Origin of the sequence: Faecalibacillus sp. MSK20_93 (assembly GCF_020589945.1) — a bacterium.
Lineage (GTDB): Bacteria > Bacillota_I > Bacilli_A > Erysipelotrichales > Coprobacillaceae > Faecalibacillus > Faecalibacillus intestinalis.
The window spans coordinates 38,132-53,185 of record NZ_JAJDKA010000001.1 but is presented as its reverse complement, the minus strand read 5'-3'; the positions used below and the strand labels follow the sequence as shown (position 1 = coordinate 53,185).

Annotated in this window: 14 protein-coding genes; 1 reads left to right on the top strand and 13 read right to left on the bottom strand. The window is 27.3% G+C overall.

From position 1 onward, the window contains the following. Positions 1–43: 43 nt before the first annotated feature. From LJD34_RS00225 to LJD34_RS00195, 7 genes are all read right to left on the bottom strand, one after another. Positions 44–1,795, bottom strand: coding sequence for an ATP-binding cassette domain-containing protein (locus tag LJD34_RS00225; protein WP_227358884.1), 1,752 nt, complete (start codon positions 1,793–1,795; stop codon positions 44–46). After that, on the bottom strand, positions 1,788–2,738 hold the full coding sequence (locus LJD34_RS00220) for an ABC transporter ATP-binding protein (protein WP_227358883.1): 951 nt from the start codon (positions 2,736–2,738) through the stop codon (positions 1,788–1,790). Before LJD34_RS00220 ends, LJD34_RS00225 begins: the two co-directional genes overlap by 8 nt. A 65-nt stretch (positions 2,739–2,803) precedes the next feature. After that, on the bottom strand, positions 2,804–3,550 hold the full coding sequence (locus LJD34_RS00215) for a hypothetical protein (RefSeq protein WP_227358882.1): 747 nt from the start codon (positions 3,548–3,550) through the stop codon (positions 2,804–2,806). Between the two features lie 518 nt (positions 3,551–4,068). Further along, positions 4,069–5,340, bottom strand: coding sequence for a GHKL domain-containing protein (locus LJD34_RS00210; RefSeq protein ID WP_227358881.1), 1,272 nt, complete (start codon positions 5,338–5,340; stop codon positions 4,069–4,071). Positions 5,341–5,347: 7 nt separating this feature from the next. Then, a complete protein-coding gene (locus LJD34_RS00205; RefSeq protein WP_227358880.1) occupies positions 5,348–6,034 on the bottom strand; it encodes a LytR/AlgR family response regulator transcription factor in 687 nt (228 codons plus the stop codon). 126 nt (positions 6,035–6,160) lie between these two features. After that, complete coding sequence (locus tag LJD34_RS00200; RefSeq protein ID WP_227358879.1) at positions 6,161–7,738, bottom strand: lysozyme family protein; 1,578 nt, start codon at positions 7,736–7,738, stop codon at positions 6,161–6,163. Beyond that, on the bottom strand, positions 7,729–8,118 hold the full coding sequence (locus LJD34_RS00195; protein WP_227358878.1) for a DUF6075 family protein: 390 nt from the start codon (positions 8,116–8,118) through the stop codon (positions 7,729–7,731). The genes LJD34_RS00200 and LJD34_RS00195 overlap by 10 nt, the downstream gene beginning before the upstream one ends. A 162-nt stretch (positions 8,119–8,280) precedes the next feature. Here LJD34_RS00195 and LJD34_RS00190 point away from each other — a divergent pair, with 162 nt between their 5' ends. Then, positions 8,281–8,544: a hypothetical protein gene (locus LJD34_RS00190; protein WP_227358877.1), complete on the top strand. Its 264-nt coding sequence runs from the start codon at positions 8,281–8,283 to the stop codon at positions 8,542–8,544. A gap of 13 nt (positions 8,545–8,557) precedes the next feature. Here LJD34_RS00190 and LJD34_RS00185 read toward each other — a convergent pair whose 3' ends face one another. Genes LJD34_RS00185 through LJD34_RS00160 form a run of 6 tightly spaced genes read right to left on the bottom strand, consistent with a single transcriptional unit; the run spans position 8,558 to position 14,974 of the window. Then, the gene (locus LJD34_RS00185) at positions 8,558–9,304 is read right to left on the bottom strand and encodes a DUF6674 family protein (RefSeq protein ID WP_227358876.1); all 747 of its coding nucleotides are present in this window, start codon (positions 9,302–9,304) and stop codon (positions 8,558–8,560) included. Next, positions 9,297–11,639: a VirB4-like conjugal transfer ATPase, CD1110 family gene (locus LJD34_RS00180; RefSeq protein WP_227358875.1), complete on the bottom strand. Its 2,343-nt coding sequence runs from the start codon at positions 11,637–11,639 to the stop codon at positions 9,297–9,299. Before LJD34_RS00180 ends, LJD34_RS00185 begins: the two co-directional genes overlap by 8 nt. After that, positions 11,590–11,997, bottom strand: a complete 408-nt coding sequence (locus LJD34_RS00175) for a PrgI family protein (RefSeq protein WP_227358874.1) — start codon at positions 11,995–11,997, stop codon at positions 11,590–11,592. The genes LJD34_RS00180 and LJD34_RS00175 overlap by 50 nt, the downstream gene beginning before the upstream one ends. Before the next feature lie 10 nt (positions 11,998–12,007). Further along, positions 12,008–13,780 (bottom strand): P-loop NTPase fold protein, encoded by a 1,773-nt coding sequence (locus tag LJD34_RS00170; protein ID WP_227358873.1) that lies wholly within the window; start codon positions 13,778–13,780, stop codon positions 12,008–12,010. 52 nt (positions 13,781–13,832) lie between these two features. Continuing rightward, entirely contained in the window at positions 13,833–14,663 is an 831-nt protein-coding gene (locus tag LJD34_RS00165; RefSeq protein WP_227358872.1) for a hypothetical protein, read from the bottom strand. 2 nt (positions 14,664–14,665) lie between these two features. Beyond that, positions 14,666–14,974, bottom strand: a complete 309-nt coding sequence (locus LJD34_RS00160) for a glutamyl-tRNA amidotransferase (protein WP_227358871.1) — start codon at positions 14,972–14,974, stop codon at positions 14,666–14,668. Between the last annotated feature and the right edge of the window lie 80 nt (positions 14,975–15,054).

The window sequence follows — 15,054 nt, the reverse complement described above, 5'->3', positions numbered from 1 at the left end:
TTCCTCCTTTCCATTCAATCATTTCCATCGTAATTACTCAATATTATCGATCTAAATACCAATTAGATTGACTTAAATACATTGAATAATATTTTTTCTTTCTAGACATGAGTTCTTCATGACTACCTTCTTCAATTATTTTTCCAGCATCTAACACAATTATCCTATCAGCTCTTTTAACAGAAGCTAACCGATGAGTAACAAAAATAACTGTTTTATCTTTAGAAATCTCAAAAAAATTTTCATAAAATTTTTCTTCTTCTATTGGGTCAATAGCTGCAGTTGGTTCATCTAAAATTAAAAAATCACTTTTCTTATATAAACATCTAGCTATAGCTATCCTCTGCCATTGTCCACCTGACAAATCCACCCCTCCAAATGTATGATCCAAATATGTGTTAATACCAATTTTATTAATATCATCATTAGAAAATCCTATTTTATTAAATATGGAATATATTTCATCTATATTAATATTTTTGTCCAAATCACTGACAATAATATTATCTAACAGCGGTAATTTGTATTTACCAAAGTTTTGAAATACTACTGACATTGATTTATATTTTTGCTTTATTTTGCTTAATTCAAAATCTTCGATCCTAACATTACCTTTAGTTGGTAAGAATAAACCACAAATCAACTTTGACAATGTTGTTTTACCTGAACCATTGACACCAACAATTGCAATTTTCTCTCCAGGATTTATTGATAAATTTATGTTTTTCAAACTATAATCAGTAGAGTAAGGATATTTATAAAAAACATTTTTTAATTCAATTTTATTGATTTTATCTTGATAACTAATATTTAATGTTTCTTCTGGTAATTCTAGATACTCATATAATTTATTTGCCATGCTTGATTTTTCTAAAATGTTTCCAAACATTGCAATCATTTCCTCCATATTGGACATCATACTATTTAAACTATAAAAAACAGTAGCAAATATATCTATTTTTATATCACCATTAAGCAAATTGAATACTAAAAATAGTACTATTAGACTTTCACCAAAGATAGTAATGATACTTAATAAACCATCAATTAACCAAATTCTATTTTGAATGATTTTTTCATAATTAGTGTATTTTTTCAGACTTTCTATCATTTTCTCTTTAAAAAAATTAAAATTTTGTAATATCTTAGTTTCTTTATAGTAATCTTTATCAACCATACATTGGTTAAAATATTCACTTTGTCTTCTGAACTTAACCAATTCCTCTTGAGATTTATATATTTTACTACCTCTTATATATTGAGATATTAATTTTGGAATAAAAATTAACAAAAGAATTATAATAAGTTTATAATCAACAAAATATAAATAAATACTTAAAAACAAAAAATACAACAAATAATAGAATATTGCATTAATTAGTGACATTGTTGATTTAATAGCCTGACGAACACCATTCTTAGCCATACTGATTTTTTCATATAATTTAACTGATTCAAACTCTACCAATGATAACTTACCAGCTTTTAAATTCATATCTTTTAAAATTTCATTAATAAACCTCATAAAATATATATCATCATAAAATTGATATAATTTTTTTAGGAGTTTACTAATAATAAATATTATTCCTAAAATCCAAATTTTCTCTAAAACAATAGATACTGTTAAGTTATCAGCAATACTTTTGAATAAAATATTTATTAGTATCACAATTAATACTTCAAAAATCGCACTTAAAATAGAAAGAATAGTAAATGCTATAAAATGCAAAGGTAATTTACCAAATCCATATCTAATTGTTTTCAATATAACTGATACGAAAGAATTATTCATCATACCACTCCTTTTGAGAATTGAACATCCTAAAATACAAATCTTTTTTTTTCATCAATTCATCATGTGAACCTATTTCTTTTACCGTGCCTTCATCAATAACAATTATTTTATCTACCAATTTTGTTGCACCTAACCGATGCGTAATCAAAATAGCAGTATTACCTAACAATAAAGACTGATAATCTTGATATAACCTACTTTCTTCCAAAGGATCTAACGATGCAGTAGGCTCATCAAGAATTCGTAATTGACTTTTTCTAACTAACGATCGTGCTATTGCGATTTTCTGCCATTGCCCACCGGATAAATCTATTCCATTTTCATATATTTTCCCTAAAAATGTGTCTAACCCATTTGGAAGATTATTTAGTTCCTTTAGATTTACCTGTTCTATAACACTCTCTATATCTAATTTTTTTGTCGGACTTCCTAATAATATATTTTCTCTAACAGTTAATTGATATCTTGCAAAATCTTGAAAAACTACAGAAAATAAATTATAGACGTTCTCTTGACTAATTAATTCTATGTCAATACCATTAATTAGAATTTTACCTTCAGTTGGTGAATAAAATTTTAGCAATAATTTAACAATAGTTGATTTACCACATCCGTTCTTTCCTATTAACGCATAATGTTTTCCTGAAGATATTACAAAGGATATGTTTTTTAAGACAAAATTATTTGCATCTGGATATTTAAAACTTACATCTTTAAATTCGATATTTTCTATTTTATCAATTTTAAATTTTTCCTTATCCACAGAGAAATCATTTTCTTCAGTAAATCCAAAGTATCTATTTAATTCCTTAATATACGATAAACCAGTGACTACGTCTCCTATTAATGATGGTATTTTATCAATAATATTACCTTCTATCTGAAAAATTGTTGTAATATAAGAAAAGATATACCCATAACTAAGTGATAACATTGACATATTCTTTACCATATATGTTAGCAAGAATAAACAAAAAAGGATTTGTATTAAATTAAATAAATTTTCTAATAATAGCCATTTCTCTTTAACTTTTTTGGAATATCTATAGTCTTTTTAAAATATTTTCCAAACTTTTTGTTATAATAATTTGTATATGAATATAAATTTCTTTCAGCTGCCAAATCACGCCCACGTAGCATCTCAAATTCTAAATATCGTGATTTCCTATTGATAAGTGCTATGTCTTTGTTTGTCTGATATAGTTTCGCGTATTTTTTTATTGATACTAAAAATATTGGAATACAACTAAATAAAATAGAAATAGAAAAGATAATATTTATTGTTAATGATAAAACTATGATAGATATTATATTTATCATACAAATAATTAGATCTGATAATTTATGAATCATATCAATTAATTGATCAATTCCTGGTTCAGTTGTAAGCCGCATAATTAGATTATTAAATTTGTCGTTTTCAATGATTTTGTATTCTAATCTTTCCTGTTTGTTTGCAACATCTAATAAAATTGTCTCTTTTAAATATTTATAAATTATAAATTCTATGATTTCTCTAAACAATCCAAATAAATATCTTACTATTAACATCAAAAATACAAAAGTTACTGCCCTTACTAATATCCCAAACTCCTTTTGGTCATAAGTAACAGTCATTATTGAATCTAACAACATTGAATTTATATAAATATTTAATAATGGTATAAATCCAATACATACACTTAATAAAATTAACAAAGCTAGCCACAGAATATTATCCTTTATAATTTTTAATATATACTTTTTTTTCACATTAAAATTTACTCCTTTCATGTGTTTCAGTATATCAAAAAAGTCATATATCCGTGAAATATAGATACATGACTTTAAATATTAAGTGTATTGAATTTTATTTTTTTATTAAGTAAAATTTATAAGACATTTTAGTATGCTATATTGTAGCATCTTGTCAATAAGATATATTATCTTATAAAGACATTGTTTTTACACATAACCACCTTTATTGTATGTTATTAAAATAGTTTTCCCTTATTAAACAGACATTCCAAACACAATAGTCATTGTATTTGGAATGTCATAATAAGTCAATAATATGGTTGATTTTAATGTGAATATCTTTTTCCTATAGCCCAACTTTTACATTTATATTTTTAATTAGTTAATTGATTTTTACCATTCTTAACAAAATATGTTGTTCCACAATCGAAAGAAAATAAAATGAAAATTTTTATCAATTTTAAGCTTAAGATACAAATTATATTCTTTAGATAAATAATTATCACATATAAATATATTATCCATATTTGGTTTTATCTTTCAATTAAGATATAAACATTAAATTTTTCTTCATCAATAAATGTATTTATTAAACCATTATATTTTTCTACGATACTAGTTACTATTTTTAGTCCTAACCCATGATTTCTCCCCTTGGTTGTAACCAATAAATCATTTTCTTTCTTTATATAATCAAATGGATTCTTTAAATTTATCTCTACTTTATTCTTGTTCATTATAATAAATATATCAATATATTTATTATATATATTATCCTGTGCCTGAGCAGCGTTATCTATTAAATTAATCAAAATTGAAATAAGATCTATTTCTTCTATGAAAGAGAGGTCAATTATAGATAAAGTATAATTAAATTTAATATCAGGATAATCTTTGCTTTTAGAATTTAATATAGCATCTATGTAAATATTTCCAGTATCAACAAATGTATCCAAATTTTTAAAACTATTTGCTAAATTATCCAAAATTTGATTTCCTTCTTCTTTAGGCAACATTTTAGCAATATTTAATTGATTTTTAATATCATGTTTCATTTTCCTGATTTCTAAACTATTTTTTTGAGATTCTATCATATACTTCGAAATTACTTTGTTTATGTCATTTATAGATTCTAATTGATATTTTTCAATATAAGAATTGTTTAAATTAAATATTAATTGATTTAATATGAAAAATAATATTACAATACATACTATTGCAAAATAACCCAGAACTAAAAAATCTTGTTTAGTAATATATACAATTAAAGTTATTAATAAAATAATTATAACATTAACTATAGTATACATTTTGATTATTTTTTGTGGAATTACTCGTTTTGAATAATTAAAATATTTATTAAATATATATGTAATCAAAAATGATAAAATATCTGTTAAAAAAACGATAATAACCCGTACGAAACTATTACTATATAACAGTTGTTCTAAATGCATTATATTATTTGAAAATAATGTTAAAAAAACTGTAATGATTCCATAGACAAGATAAAACATAATAGAAATTATTAAAATCTCTTTATATTCATTTTTTGCAATTATTGAATAAATTATAGTTTCACTTAAAACTAATGTAAATCCAATTAATATATCAAAGAAGAAACTATTTGGTAATATTGAATCAAATAAAATAATGTAACTATAATAAGTAATTAAAAAATTTATAACTGAGCATATAAGAATTGATATAAGTATATTTGCTTTTTTTATACCAGGTCCCTTATGACTACAATAAAATAAAATAAATAAAAATATTTCGTAGACTAAACAATATAAATATTCCATTTTATAACTATATTCTAAACTTTCTTTTTATATACTCTTTAATTACTCTATCATAGCGATGTTTAGATATTGGTATATATCTATTTAACTTTTCTATTAAAATACCGCTATTTTTATTTATGTGATCAATATACTTATAATTAATATATATATGCCTATTTACATCAATAAAATCATTATTTAATTTATCAGAAAAATTCTTCAATGGAGTTTTTGATAATTTAAATATATTTGTTACTGTAACAATTTCAGTATTTCTATTTTTATATTCAACTAATATAATATTATCAAACTTAACCTTATCAATTTCTTTATTATGATAAATTTCTACAGTATCATAATTCATTTTGTACAGTATTTCTAAAAAATCTTGATTAAAAAATTTTTTTAAATTATTTTTTAACACAAATTTATAAACATTTTTATTAAAAGCATCAAATACTTTTTCCTGATGAGAAGTTATAAAAATAATTCCAGATGTAATATAATCTAATTTTTTAGCAACTTCGATTCCATCTTCTGTTTCTAGCTCGATATCTAAAAAAACAAGATCAAATGTTAAATTAGATTTTATTAAATCTTTTCCACTTTTAAATCTATAGATATCATGATTATTTCCTATACAATCAACGATACAATCAGATATAATATGTAAATACTCATACTCATCATCTACAATACCAAATGTGAACATATTACATTTCTCCCATACTAATTTTAGTCATTATATAATAATTGTTTATTATTATCAACATAATATTTTTTAATTTATAATCGAAAATATTTAGTTCACAATTAAAATGCATATGGCAAAAGTTTATCATTTACCTATCTTACTTTTGCCATATCCATATATTCTTTTATAACCAATTCTATATTTTCTACTTCTACATTCATCTTTACTGTTACCTTCAATTGTATAAATGTAATTATTTTCTACTTTTTCTACTATGCCCACATGATCAGGATCATTATCATTTTCCCAGTCAAAAAAGATAAGCTCACCTGCTTTAGGCATATAGTTTTTATCACTCCACTTTCCTTGATTTTTGTACCATTGTATTCCATCTTCTACTCTTGAAAATTTAGGAACAGTAATATTGAGCTGTCCGCTTTCATTTGCACACCAGCTCACAAAGATTGCACACCATTCTACACGTTGATCAAAGCCATACCATGTCCAATAAGGTTTACCACCTACGTTGCCAACCTGAGATTTCGCTATTATGACAATATCACCATTACCTAGATGATAATATTGAAGGACATGCGATACATAATCAGGATCACCATATACATCTGTTTGCAATTCTGCTTTCTCTTGATCTGAATAGACTTTTGCATTGGCTCTTGTATATCCATCAAAATGCTCTATGGCCCATGTTATATATCCCTTTCCAAAGTTATATCCCTGTAATGCAAGGGATATATTTTTTGTATCTGCAATTCCACTAACGTTCGCTAAACTAAGACAATCTGAAAAATAATGAACTCCACAGTCTATGGAGTAGTCAGCTTCTGTAATCCCATTAGGCTCTTTTGGATATTTCTTATTATATTCACACTCACTTGACTGCATAGGATCATTTCCTTTACCACCACTTTCCTGCATCATCACTGCCTGTAACAATGGTACATAATCTTCAATATCATACTGTTTTGCATATTTTCTGATTGTTTCTTCATAAGCAATGACCTCATCACTCAAAGGCATTAAAGATGTATTTGTGCTCGAATCATCACCTAAAACTGCAAAAATACCAATAAATAGAACTATCACAGTTATCAGCAGCATACCTGTTCCTAATCCAATTAACTTATTCAATCCTCCTACTGTCTTTTTGACAATATTTCCTGCACCCTTTACTGTCTGAAAAGGATGTTTCACTTTTTCTTTGATATTTGATGGTACAGCACCTTTCTTTTGTATTTTCTGTTGAAAGTTTCTTAAATAAGTTGATTTCATATTCTTTTGTTGCTGTGTCATGTTATCAAAAGAAGATACATTCCTTGTGTTTTTATATTTTCTGAATAATTTGTCTTTTTTTATATTTTTATTCTTATAATTTGGTTTCTTCTTATATGATACTATCTTTGGTAAATCGTTAAATTCATGAGTTTTCTTATTTCTATTTTTCATTTGTCTCTGTTTGACTTTAGATTGATAAAGTTTCTTTCCTCTATATACCGCTTGAGTAGAAGTAGACTTTTCTCTATCAATAACTGTATTCACAGCATATCGCTGAGGTGTTGGTTTTTGTGCTGATTCATCATGTTCATTTTGAATCAATTGTCTATTTTTCAACGAACTATGCTTTTGATAATGTTTGAGATATTGGTGTCTATCTAATTTGTTGATATGATGTGTCTTTTCTTTGGTTTTAATCTTCATCGACATTGATGTATCACCTGCCTATCTTTTTGTCTTGTCTGGTTAGGATATCTTAATTTAAGTGATTCTATAAAATATAAACAATATTCACTTGAAAATAAGTGATATGGTGTTGATTCCTGATACTCTTTTTTATAGACATATCCATTATATAAATTAAAGCCAAGCAATTTACATTGCATAGAGCCTGTTGTCTGCCAAGCCTTATGAATCCCATTTAACTTGATACGATAATTTTGAAAATCATAAAGGTCATGAATATGACTGCGACAGTCCTGATCTATACCCAATGTATAGAATAATGCTTTATGATAGGTATCATCAATACCAACACTGATCATGGTTTCTTGGTAAAATTTTTGATGTTCATGATTGATAAATTTCATCTTTTTCATCATCCTTTCTTGAGAATCGTACATTTGTGAAAGTTATTTCAAAATTATAAAATAAAAATTAGGGAGGCAGGACTATGAAAACTTTAAAAGAACTGATTGATGATTTTATATATGAATCAGACTATGAGTGTATTATTACTCAGGATCCATATTATGAAAAAACAAAAAGAGGCACAGAATGATTTATTAAGAGCCATACAGAACAGAGAAAAAACGGAAAACATTGATAATAAAATTGAAATACTGAACGATACCTTTTTAGCTGCTAATGATATGTACCGTTATTTTGATATAAAAACGGCATTGGAAGCAGGGATTATGATTGGTATTGAGGCAGGAAAAAGTAAAAATAATGAACTGCTCAGTAAAATTGATAAACTCACAAAAAGCATTTCTAAAGAAGTTATTCTTCAATGAAATGCTTTTTTATCTATCTTGCTTTATTCATATTTTTCTTTTTCATTGCACGATCAGATTTAGCTTGATAATTTAAATATTTAATTTCACTTTTTACTGATGTCTTTTCAAAATCTTCTAACTTGTGTAGTATTTTCGTTGTCTGAATAGCCATTGATTCAAAAGAACGATGAATAAGACGTGCACTTTTTTGAATGAGATTAAGTCTATCATAATCAACTGTTTTCATATTGGAAGTTTTTCTTGATAGAATATGTCCTACATTTTTTAAATGGGATTTTGCTTGTCTTATTTCTGATGTCAGTATATCAGTTGTTTGAATAAGATTTTGTGACTGTTTCATGGAATAAAAAAGAGACTTTCTTACACTTCCTAAAGCCTCCTTAAAATGTAAAAGATTGATTGTTTTGACCACTCCATTTTTACCTTTCTGCTTTAATGATTGAATTGAGCCTTTCATTGATATAACCATCTTGTTTTTCAAATTTTCTATTTTTTCTAATCCATTTTTAATAATAACTTCTGTTTTCTCAATCGCCTGTGTCAGCCTTGATTTTGTTTGAGGATTTTGTAAAGAATACAACAGTTTCTTAATTTCATGAAGTTCTTTGCTCATTTCATAATAGTGCTTTTCCATATGTGCTATATAATCAACTAATTCTTTAGTTTCCATATGTTCATTATATAATCCATGTTCAAGAAGTATTTTCAAATACTCCTTGAACACTTCATTATGATGAATTGATGTTTGCTTATCCATTTGTTAAGACCTTCTTTCTGTCTGATGGCTTTGTAGTCATCAGTTCATATAGTTTTGTATTAGTTGGGAAACGATTGATAAATGGGACTAATGACTGTCCGTATCTAATCAGTCCACAACCTGCCTGTGCATTAGTAATATGAACCAGCTGCTCATCTGAAATATTCAACAGATCAGCTAATCTGTTTCTATCCTGATAAGCCTGATTCAGCATAATGATAAATTCACTATTTGATAACATCGTGCTTGCCTGTACACTGTCCAAAAGATATTCAACGTTTTGTGTAATTCCCGTTGGAAAGCCATCTCTCTTTCTAAACTGCCTCCATGCTGAATTGAAGAAACTTGCACTGTATTCATTTTCAAAGACAATATGAAACTCATCAATAAAAATGTGTGTTCTTTTACCCTCTAGCCAGTTTTGATTGACTTTATTGATAATTGCATCTGTAATAACTAATAATCCCATTGTTTTAAGCTGTTTTCCTAGTGAATGAATATCATAAGAAATAATACGATTATTGACATTGACGTTTGTATGATGCGAAAAGATGTTCAATGATCCCTCAGTAAACAACTCCAGCTTAAGTGCTAGTTTTCTTGCTTCTGGTTCTTTTTGATTAAGCAGCTTCATTCTTAATGTTGAAAGCGTTGGAACAATACCACTCTTTTCACTGTCCTCATAAACCTCTCTAACACATCTGTCAATAATACTATGTTCAATGGAGTCTACTCCCTTTTTATCAAGCTGTTCAAACAGTGACATAATAAATTCAGATTTATCACTCAATGGGTCTTTACTGTCACCATAACCACTGCTCATGTCCATTGCATTGATATGGTCATTTGAGCCTGCTGCAATTTTAATCACTTCACCACCTAATGCATTCACAAGTGGTGTATATTCTGATTCAGGATCAGCAATCAAAATTGTATCATTGGTTGCTCGTGCCAATACTGCAATCTGTTCTTTTGTAATGAACGACTTTCCACTGCCTGGTACACCTAAGATAAAAGCATTAGGATTTAATAGATTTTCCTTATTGCAGATAATCATGTTATTGGTGATTGCATTTTGACCAAACCATATCCCACCTTTATCCATGACTTCCTGTGCTCTAAAAGGCATAAATACTGCTGTGCTTTCAGTCAATAAGGTACGAGTATTGGTTATCTCTCTTGCCCCAATAGGAAGAACAGTATTCAATCCATCAAGCTGTCTTTGAGAAAATGAAAAAGGCTGTAACTCACACATATACTTTCTGGCAATTGCCATCAATGTTTCATTATCAGCCTCTAATTCTTCTTTACTGTCTGCAAGATGTACCAACGTAATATTCGCAAACATCATCTTTTGATCTCTTACTGTTAAATCATCTAAGAATTCCTTTGCTTCTTTACGCTGAGCTTCCATATCATAGGGTATAACAGCACTGAAGTTGTTATTTTCATTCTGCCTTCTTTGCCAGTTTGCAATATTGGTTTCTACGTTCAATAATCTTTTTTCAACTTCTTTGACTGCTTCATCAGTCTGAATTGTCAATATATCCATAGAATACATAAGATGCTTATTGAAATCACAAAGTTCTGAAACAAAGCTATCCTTAACATAGGTTGCATAATTAGATAAGAACATTACACATCCATACCTGTTATTGAATTTAAAATGCTGATGATAAAATTCAGGTGCATAGGGACAGATGCTATCCTTGAAATGCTTTCCTAATCTCATTGAACTCTGCAAGTCAAAATGAAATTCTTCAGTACTGTCTGAACGATAAAAATCATGCAATATCTTCAAACGCTCATTTAAGCTCAATTCTTCAAGTTTTGAACCCAACTTGGAAAAATGTGTTGATAACTCATTAGTCACTCTGCTAAAAAAAGTTCTAGCATCCTTGATGTTATCCTTAAAAACAGAAACAGTTATATATTTTTCCTGTTCAATGCCATTTGATTTTTCAATGTTATCCAAGAGCATCTGGTTATATTCATTAGATAGATCATCCTTGCCATCTCCATGCATCTTTATCAGAATGTTTTCTTTAATCTGATTTAAATCAACTTTTCTATTGTTGATTGTAATCTTGGTTACTGTTGAACTATCTAATGAATTAAGAAGTTCACTATAATTAAGAAACATTCCTTCTTTTTCTTCTTTTGACGCAATGGCATAGTTAATATCACTAAAACGATAGGTCTTTGTGTACTTATTTCCTACCTGAAAAATGCCATCCTTATGGATGACATCAACATGAACAATATCCTGTGCAGTCTTAGGAACCTTATATTTTTGCTTTTCTTTCTTTTTTAATTTTTCGTAGCTTTTTATCATCTGATAAGCTGTCCTCCTTTTGTTTTTGTATGATCATTGGTTTTAATAATTCATAATAAATATTCGTAGGTATGAAATATAGTTTTCTATGACTAAGTATCAGCGAACGTGTAGCTGTAAGAAATATTTCTTCAGCATTCATTCCCTGATAGGTTACAAAGCCTAAAGCTGCTAAAGGCATTGCAACCAATATACATAGCCAGCTTGTTATTTCCATACCTAAAGTATCAATTGTATAAAAATATACTATAACTGCCCCAATACATGCGAGAACAGAAAAAAAGCATTGTCTCATGGTCAATCCAAAGAAAATGCTTTCTGTATACTCTCGTATTTCCTTATTTAATTTTATTTCCATAATTCTCCTTTTAATCTTTCGAAAAACTTGCTTTTAAGTCACCAATAATATATTTAATAGTTAACTTATTAATTTTTTTATTAATAGTAATTGTCTCCAATTTAGAAACAAGTTCTAATGCTGTTTCAATATCATTGATAAAGGATTCCATACAATTATTTCTTCTATATAAGCCATATAAAATAGTTCTAAAATCTGATAATTGCAAATTTGAAGATTGTTCTAGATTTTTTAATAAAATATCTAAATTAAAATATGAAAGATATTTTTTCTCTTCTCTGTAATTATATTCATTAGTTTTCATATCACATTGCAATTTAAATATCCAATTATGACTTGACAATATTTCGTCCATATATTCATTAGATATACTAGCTTTTTTTTCTAGTTTTTCTTTCATCATATTCATTGCAATTTTATATTTTTTGAATTGTTCATCTTTCAATGTTGTATGAAATTCCACTTTTTCAAAAACCCAATCATTTTCAGTTGCACTTATATCAACTGTGTCTGCTATTAATTGTAATACACTTTCAAAATCTGTTTTATGATTGTAAGAAAATCCTATATCCAGTAAAGGAATTAATGAATTGAAGAAATCTGATAACTGATTTAAGTTCAAATTTTTGACTGTTTCATGTATTAAATCTAAGATTGCTTGTATTTTTTCATCTTCCATATAATAATAACTTTTTAATTCGGCTATAGGAGAGTATATTCCATTTATTTTGTTGTTTTCAATATATGCCTCTATATTTTTCAAAATAACTTTTTCTTCATATATCCCATTATAAACAACATCTAATATAAACATAAAAATTTTTTTATAAGAACTTAAATCATCCTTCGATCCAAATATAACTACATTTTCTATATTATCATTATTTTTAATTTGAGGTTTTTCATTACCTTCTTTATAGTACTTTTCAACATAATATATATCAAACAATAATCTGTTAAGAACATATTGGCTTAAATCATTCTCTTCCTGTAAAATTCTATTTATACAAATATTATATATTTCATTTGTAATAAATAAGGCACTTTGTACTATTCTTAAGTTAAGCTTATATGGATACAAGTTTGATTTTATAAATCCTTTCCAATTCTCATCACTCAATTTATTTAAAGGTTGATCTTTGTATTTTTCTCTTTCATTTTTAAGAAAATCATCTAAGTTTGGAACAAACTCAAATGTTCTTGAAATGAATTTCTCTTTTATTTTAAAAAAACTATCCTCAATTTCTTCTTCATTAGCAACAATTATACATTTACAATGTTCATGTTCAATCAAATCATTAATAAATCCTAAAATTTCCTTTAAATCTATAGGACATCTTTCTAAATCATCAAAGATAAATAATGTAGAACAAATATTCTTTTTAGAAATTGAGCTATCTATTTTTTTCTTAGCACCAAAAAGAATACTTAACCATCCTTGAAGATTGACATCATCACAAATAGAATCAATACCTGTTATAATATCAATAATTCCGGAGTCAGTTTTTTGAACTTCATTTAATACATTAAACCTTTCCTTAATTATTAATGACTGAATTCTTTTCATAAACTCTTTTGTGCTTGATAAGCCATTTAAAGTAATATAACATAAATGCATTTCTTTAATTTTTAGAGTCTCTTCTAAATTAGAGACTAATATATTTTTTATGAAATAGGTTTTTCCACTACCCCATCCACCATTAATCATTATTGCAGAGTCTGGATAAACATCGCTAACTATATATTTTTTTATATATTCAATTATCAATTGTTCATTTCCCATAAACAAACCTCCTTGCATGTAAATGTATATAATTATTATAACACCTTATTTCTTACAATCCCATCATATCTTTAACAACATGATCACTCATCTTGACAGTACCAACTAAAATCATCATATTGAAAATCAATTCACCAATATACGACCATACCATACTGACTGCACTTGCTGTTGTATCAACTGCTGGTGGTGACGCTGCAAATGCTGAAAAGATAATACAAGCTAGTACAATGATAGCACCTTCCATGCATACGCCCATATAGGACTTGATAAATGTAATAGCCATATTCTGTGTACCTTCACCTGCCCATGAAGATAACGGAACTGGTGAAATGGCTGTATACATGTAGAGCTTAAAGTATCTTCCATAGACAGTTAGAATTAAAATAAAGGATAGTATTGTAATAAATAATCCTCCAAGTAGTGTTACTGCCCATAGTGGAATACTTTCTAAAAATCCGCAATCTTCTACTGCTGTAATGATTTCTTTAGGCAGTGTAGTAGATGTAGCTGCACCAATGCCAACAGTTGTCATAATCTTGGAAGTAATTCCTTGAATGATTTCAAAAATCTTCATCATCAGTTCCATTCCATAGACAACCATTGCTCGTGCTATCACAAATCTTAAAAATAGCTTTAATGCCTGTTCCGGTCTTTTGACCTGATCAAAATTGATACATGTTTTTAATACTCCTACTACAAAGAAAAGTACAAGTAGTGCAAGTCCAATAGCTACAAGTGCTCCATGTATTTTAGTAATAATCTGCCATATATGTCCTCCTCGAAATGTTTCAGGTGACTGTGTCAGTAATAGCCATATCTCTGCCAGTTTTTGATTCCATGTATTAATGGCATTGGTTAAGTTATCAATTATTCCGTCCAAGATTAACCACCTACAATCAAATTAAGAATCTCTTTTGCAAATGTAATGATGATACCCCCAGCAACAGTTAAGAATCCATTGGCTCTTTGACTGGCATCATGGCTCTTTAATGATAGTCCTACCTGCACAACACCAAATCCAAGTAAAATCATACCAATTGCCCTAATAAGACTGAATATAAAATTAGATAGATTATTGACAACTGTCAAAGGATCACCTTCAGCATAAACATTGATAATTCCAAAATTTAAGAATAATACAAATAAAACATATAAGTTCAAACATCTTTTCATTTTTCTTGATAATTTCATTAATTTATTTCCTCCTGATTTCTTATTCAAAATAAAAAGTGCAGTCAAACTATTCAAAGCCATAACCACACTTTATTGTA

Excerpts from the sequence above, each read along its gene's own strand:
- LJD34_RS00200 (WP_227358879.1), bottom strand. The coding sequence starts at position 7,738 with ATGTCGATGAAGATTAAAACCAAAGAAAAGACACATCATATCAACAAA.
- LJD34_RS00205 (WP_227358880.1), bottom strand. The coding sequence starts at position 6,034 with ATGTTCACATTTGGTATTGTAGATGATGAGTATGAGTATTTACATATT.
- LJD34_RS00185 (WP_227358876.1), bottom strand. The coding sequence starts at position 9,304 with ATGGATAAGCAAACATCAATTCATCATAATGAAGTGTTCAAGGAGTAT.
- LJD34_RS00210 (WP_227358881.1), bottom strand. The coding sequence starts at position 5,340 with ATGGAATATTTATATTGTTTAGTCTACGAAATATTTTTATTTATTTTA.
- LJD34_RS00170 (WP_227358873.1), bottom strand. The coding sequence starts at position 13,780 with ATGGGAAATGAACAATTGATAATTGAATATATAAAAAAATATATAGTT.
- LJD34_RS00190 (WP_227358877.1), top strand. The coding sequence starts at position 8,281 with ATGAAAAAACAAAAAGAGGCACAGAATGATTTATTAAGAGCCATACAG.
- LJD34_RS00195 (WP_227358878.1), bottom strand. The coding sequence starts at position 8,118 with ATGAAATTTATCAATCATGAACATCAAAAATTTTACCAAGAAACCATG.
- LJD34_RS00160 (WP_227358871.1), bottom strand. The coding sequence starts at position 14,974 with ATGAAATTATCAAGAAAAATGAAAAGATGTTTGAACTTATATGTTTTA.
- LJD34_RS00220 (WP_227358883.1), bottom strand. The coding sequence starts at position 2,738 with ATGTCAATGTTATCACTTAGTTATGGGTATATCTTTTCTTATATTACA.
- LJD34_RS00225 (WP_227358884.1), bottom strand. The coding sequence starts at position 1,795 with ATGAATAATTCTTTCGTATCAGTTATATTGAAAACAATTAGATATGGA.
- LJD34_RS00175 (WP_227358874.1), bottom strand. The coding sequence starts at position 11,997 with ATGGAAATAAAATTAAATAAGGAAATACGAGAGTATACAGAAAGCATT.
- LJD34_RS00180 (WP_227358875.1), bottom strand. The coding sequence starts at position 11,639 with ATGATAAAAAGCTACGAAAAATTAAAAAAGAAAGAAAAGCAAAAATAT.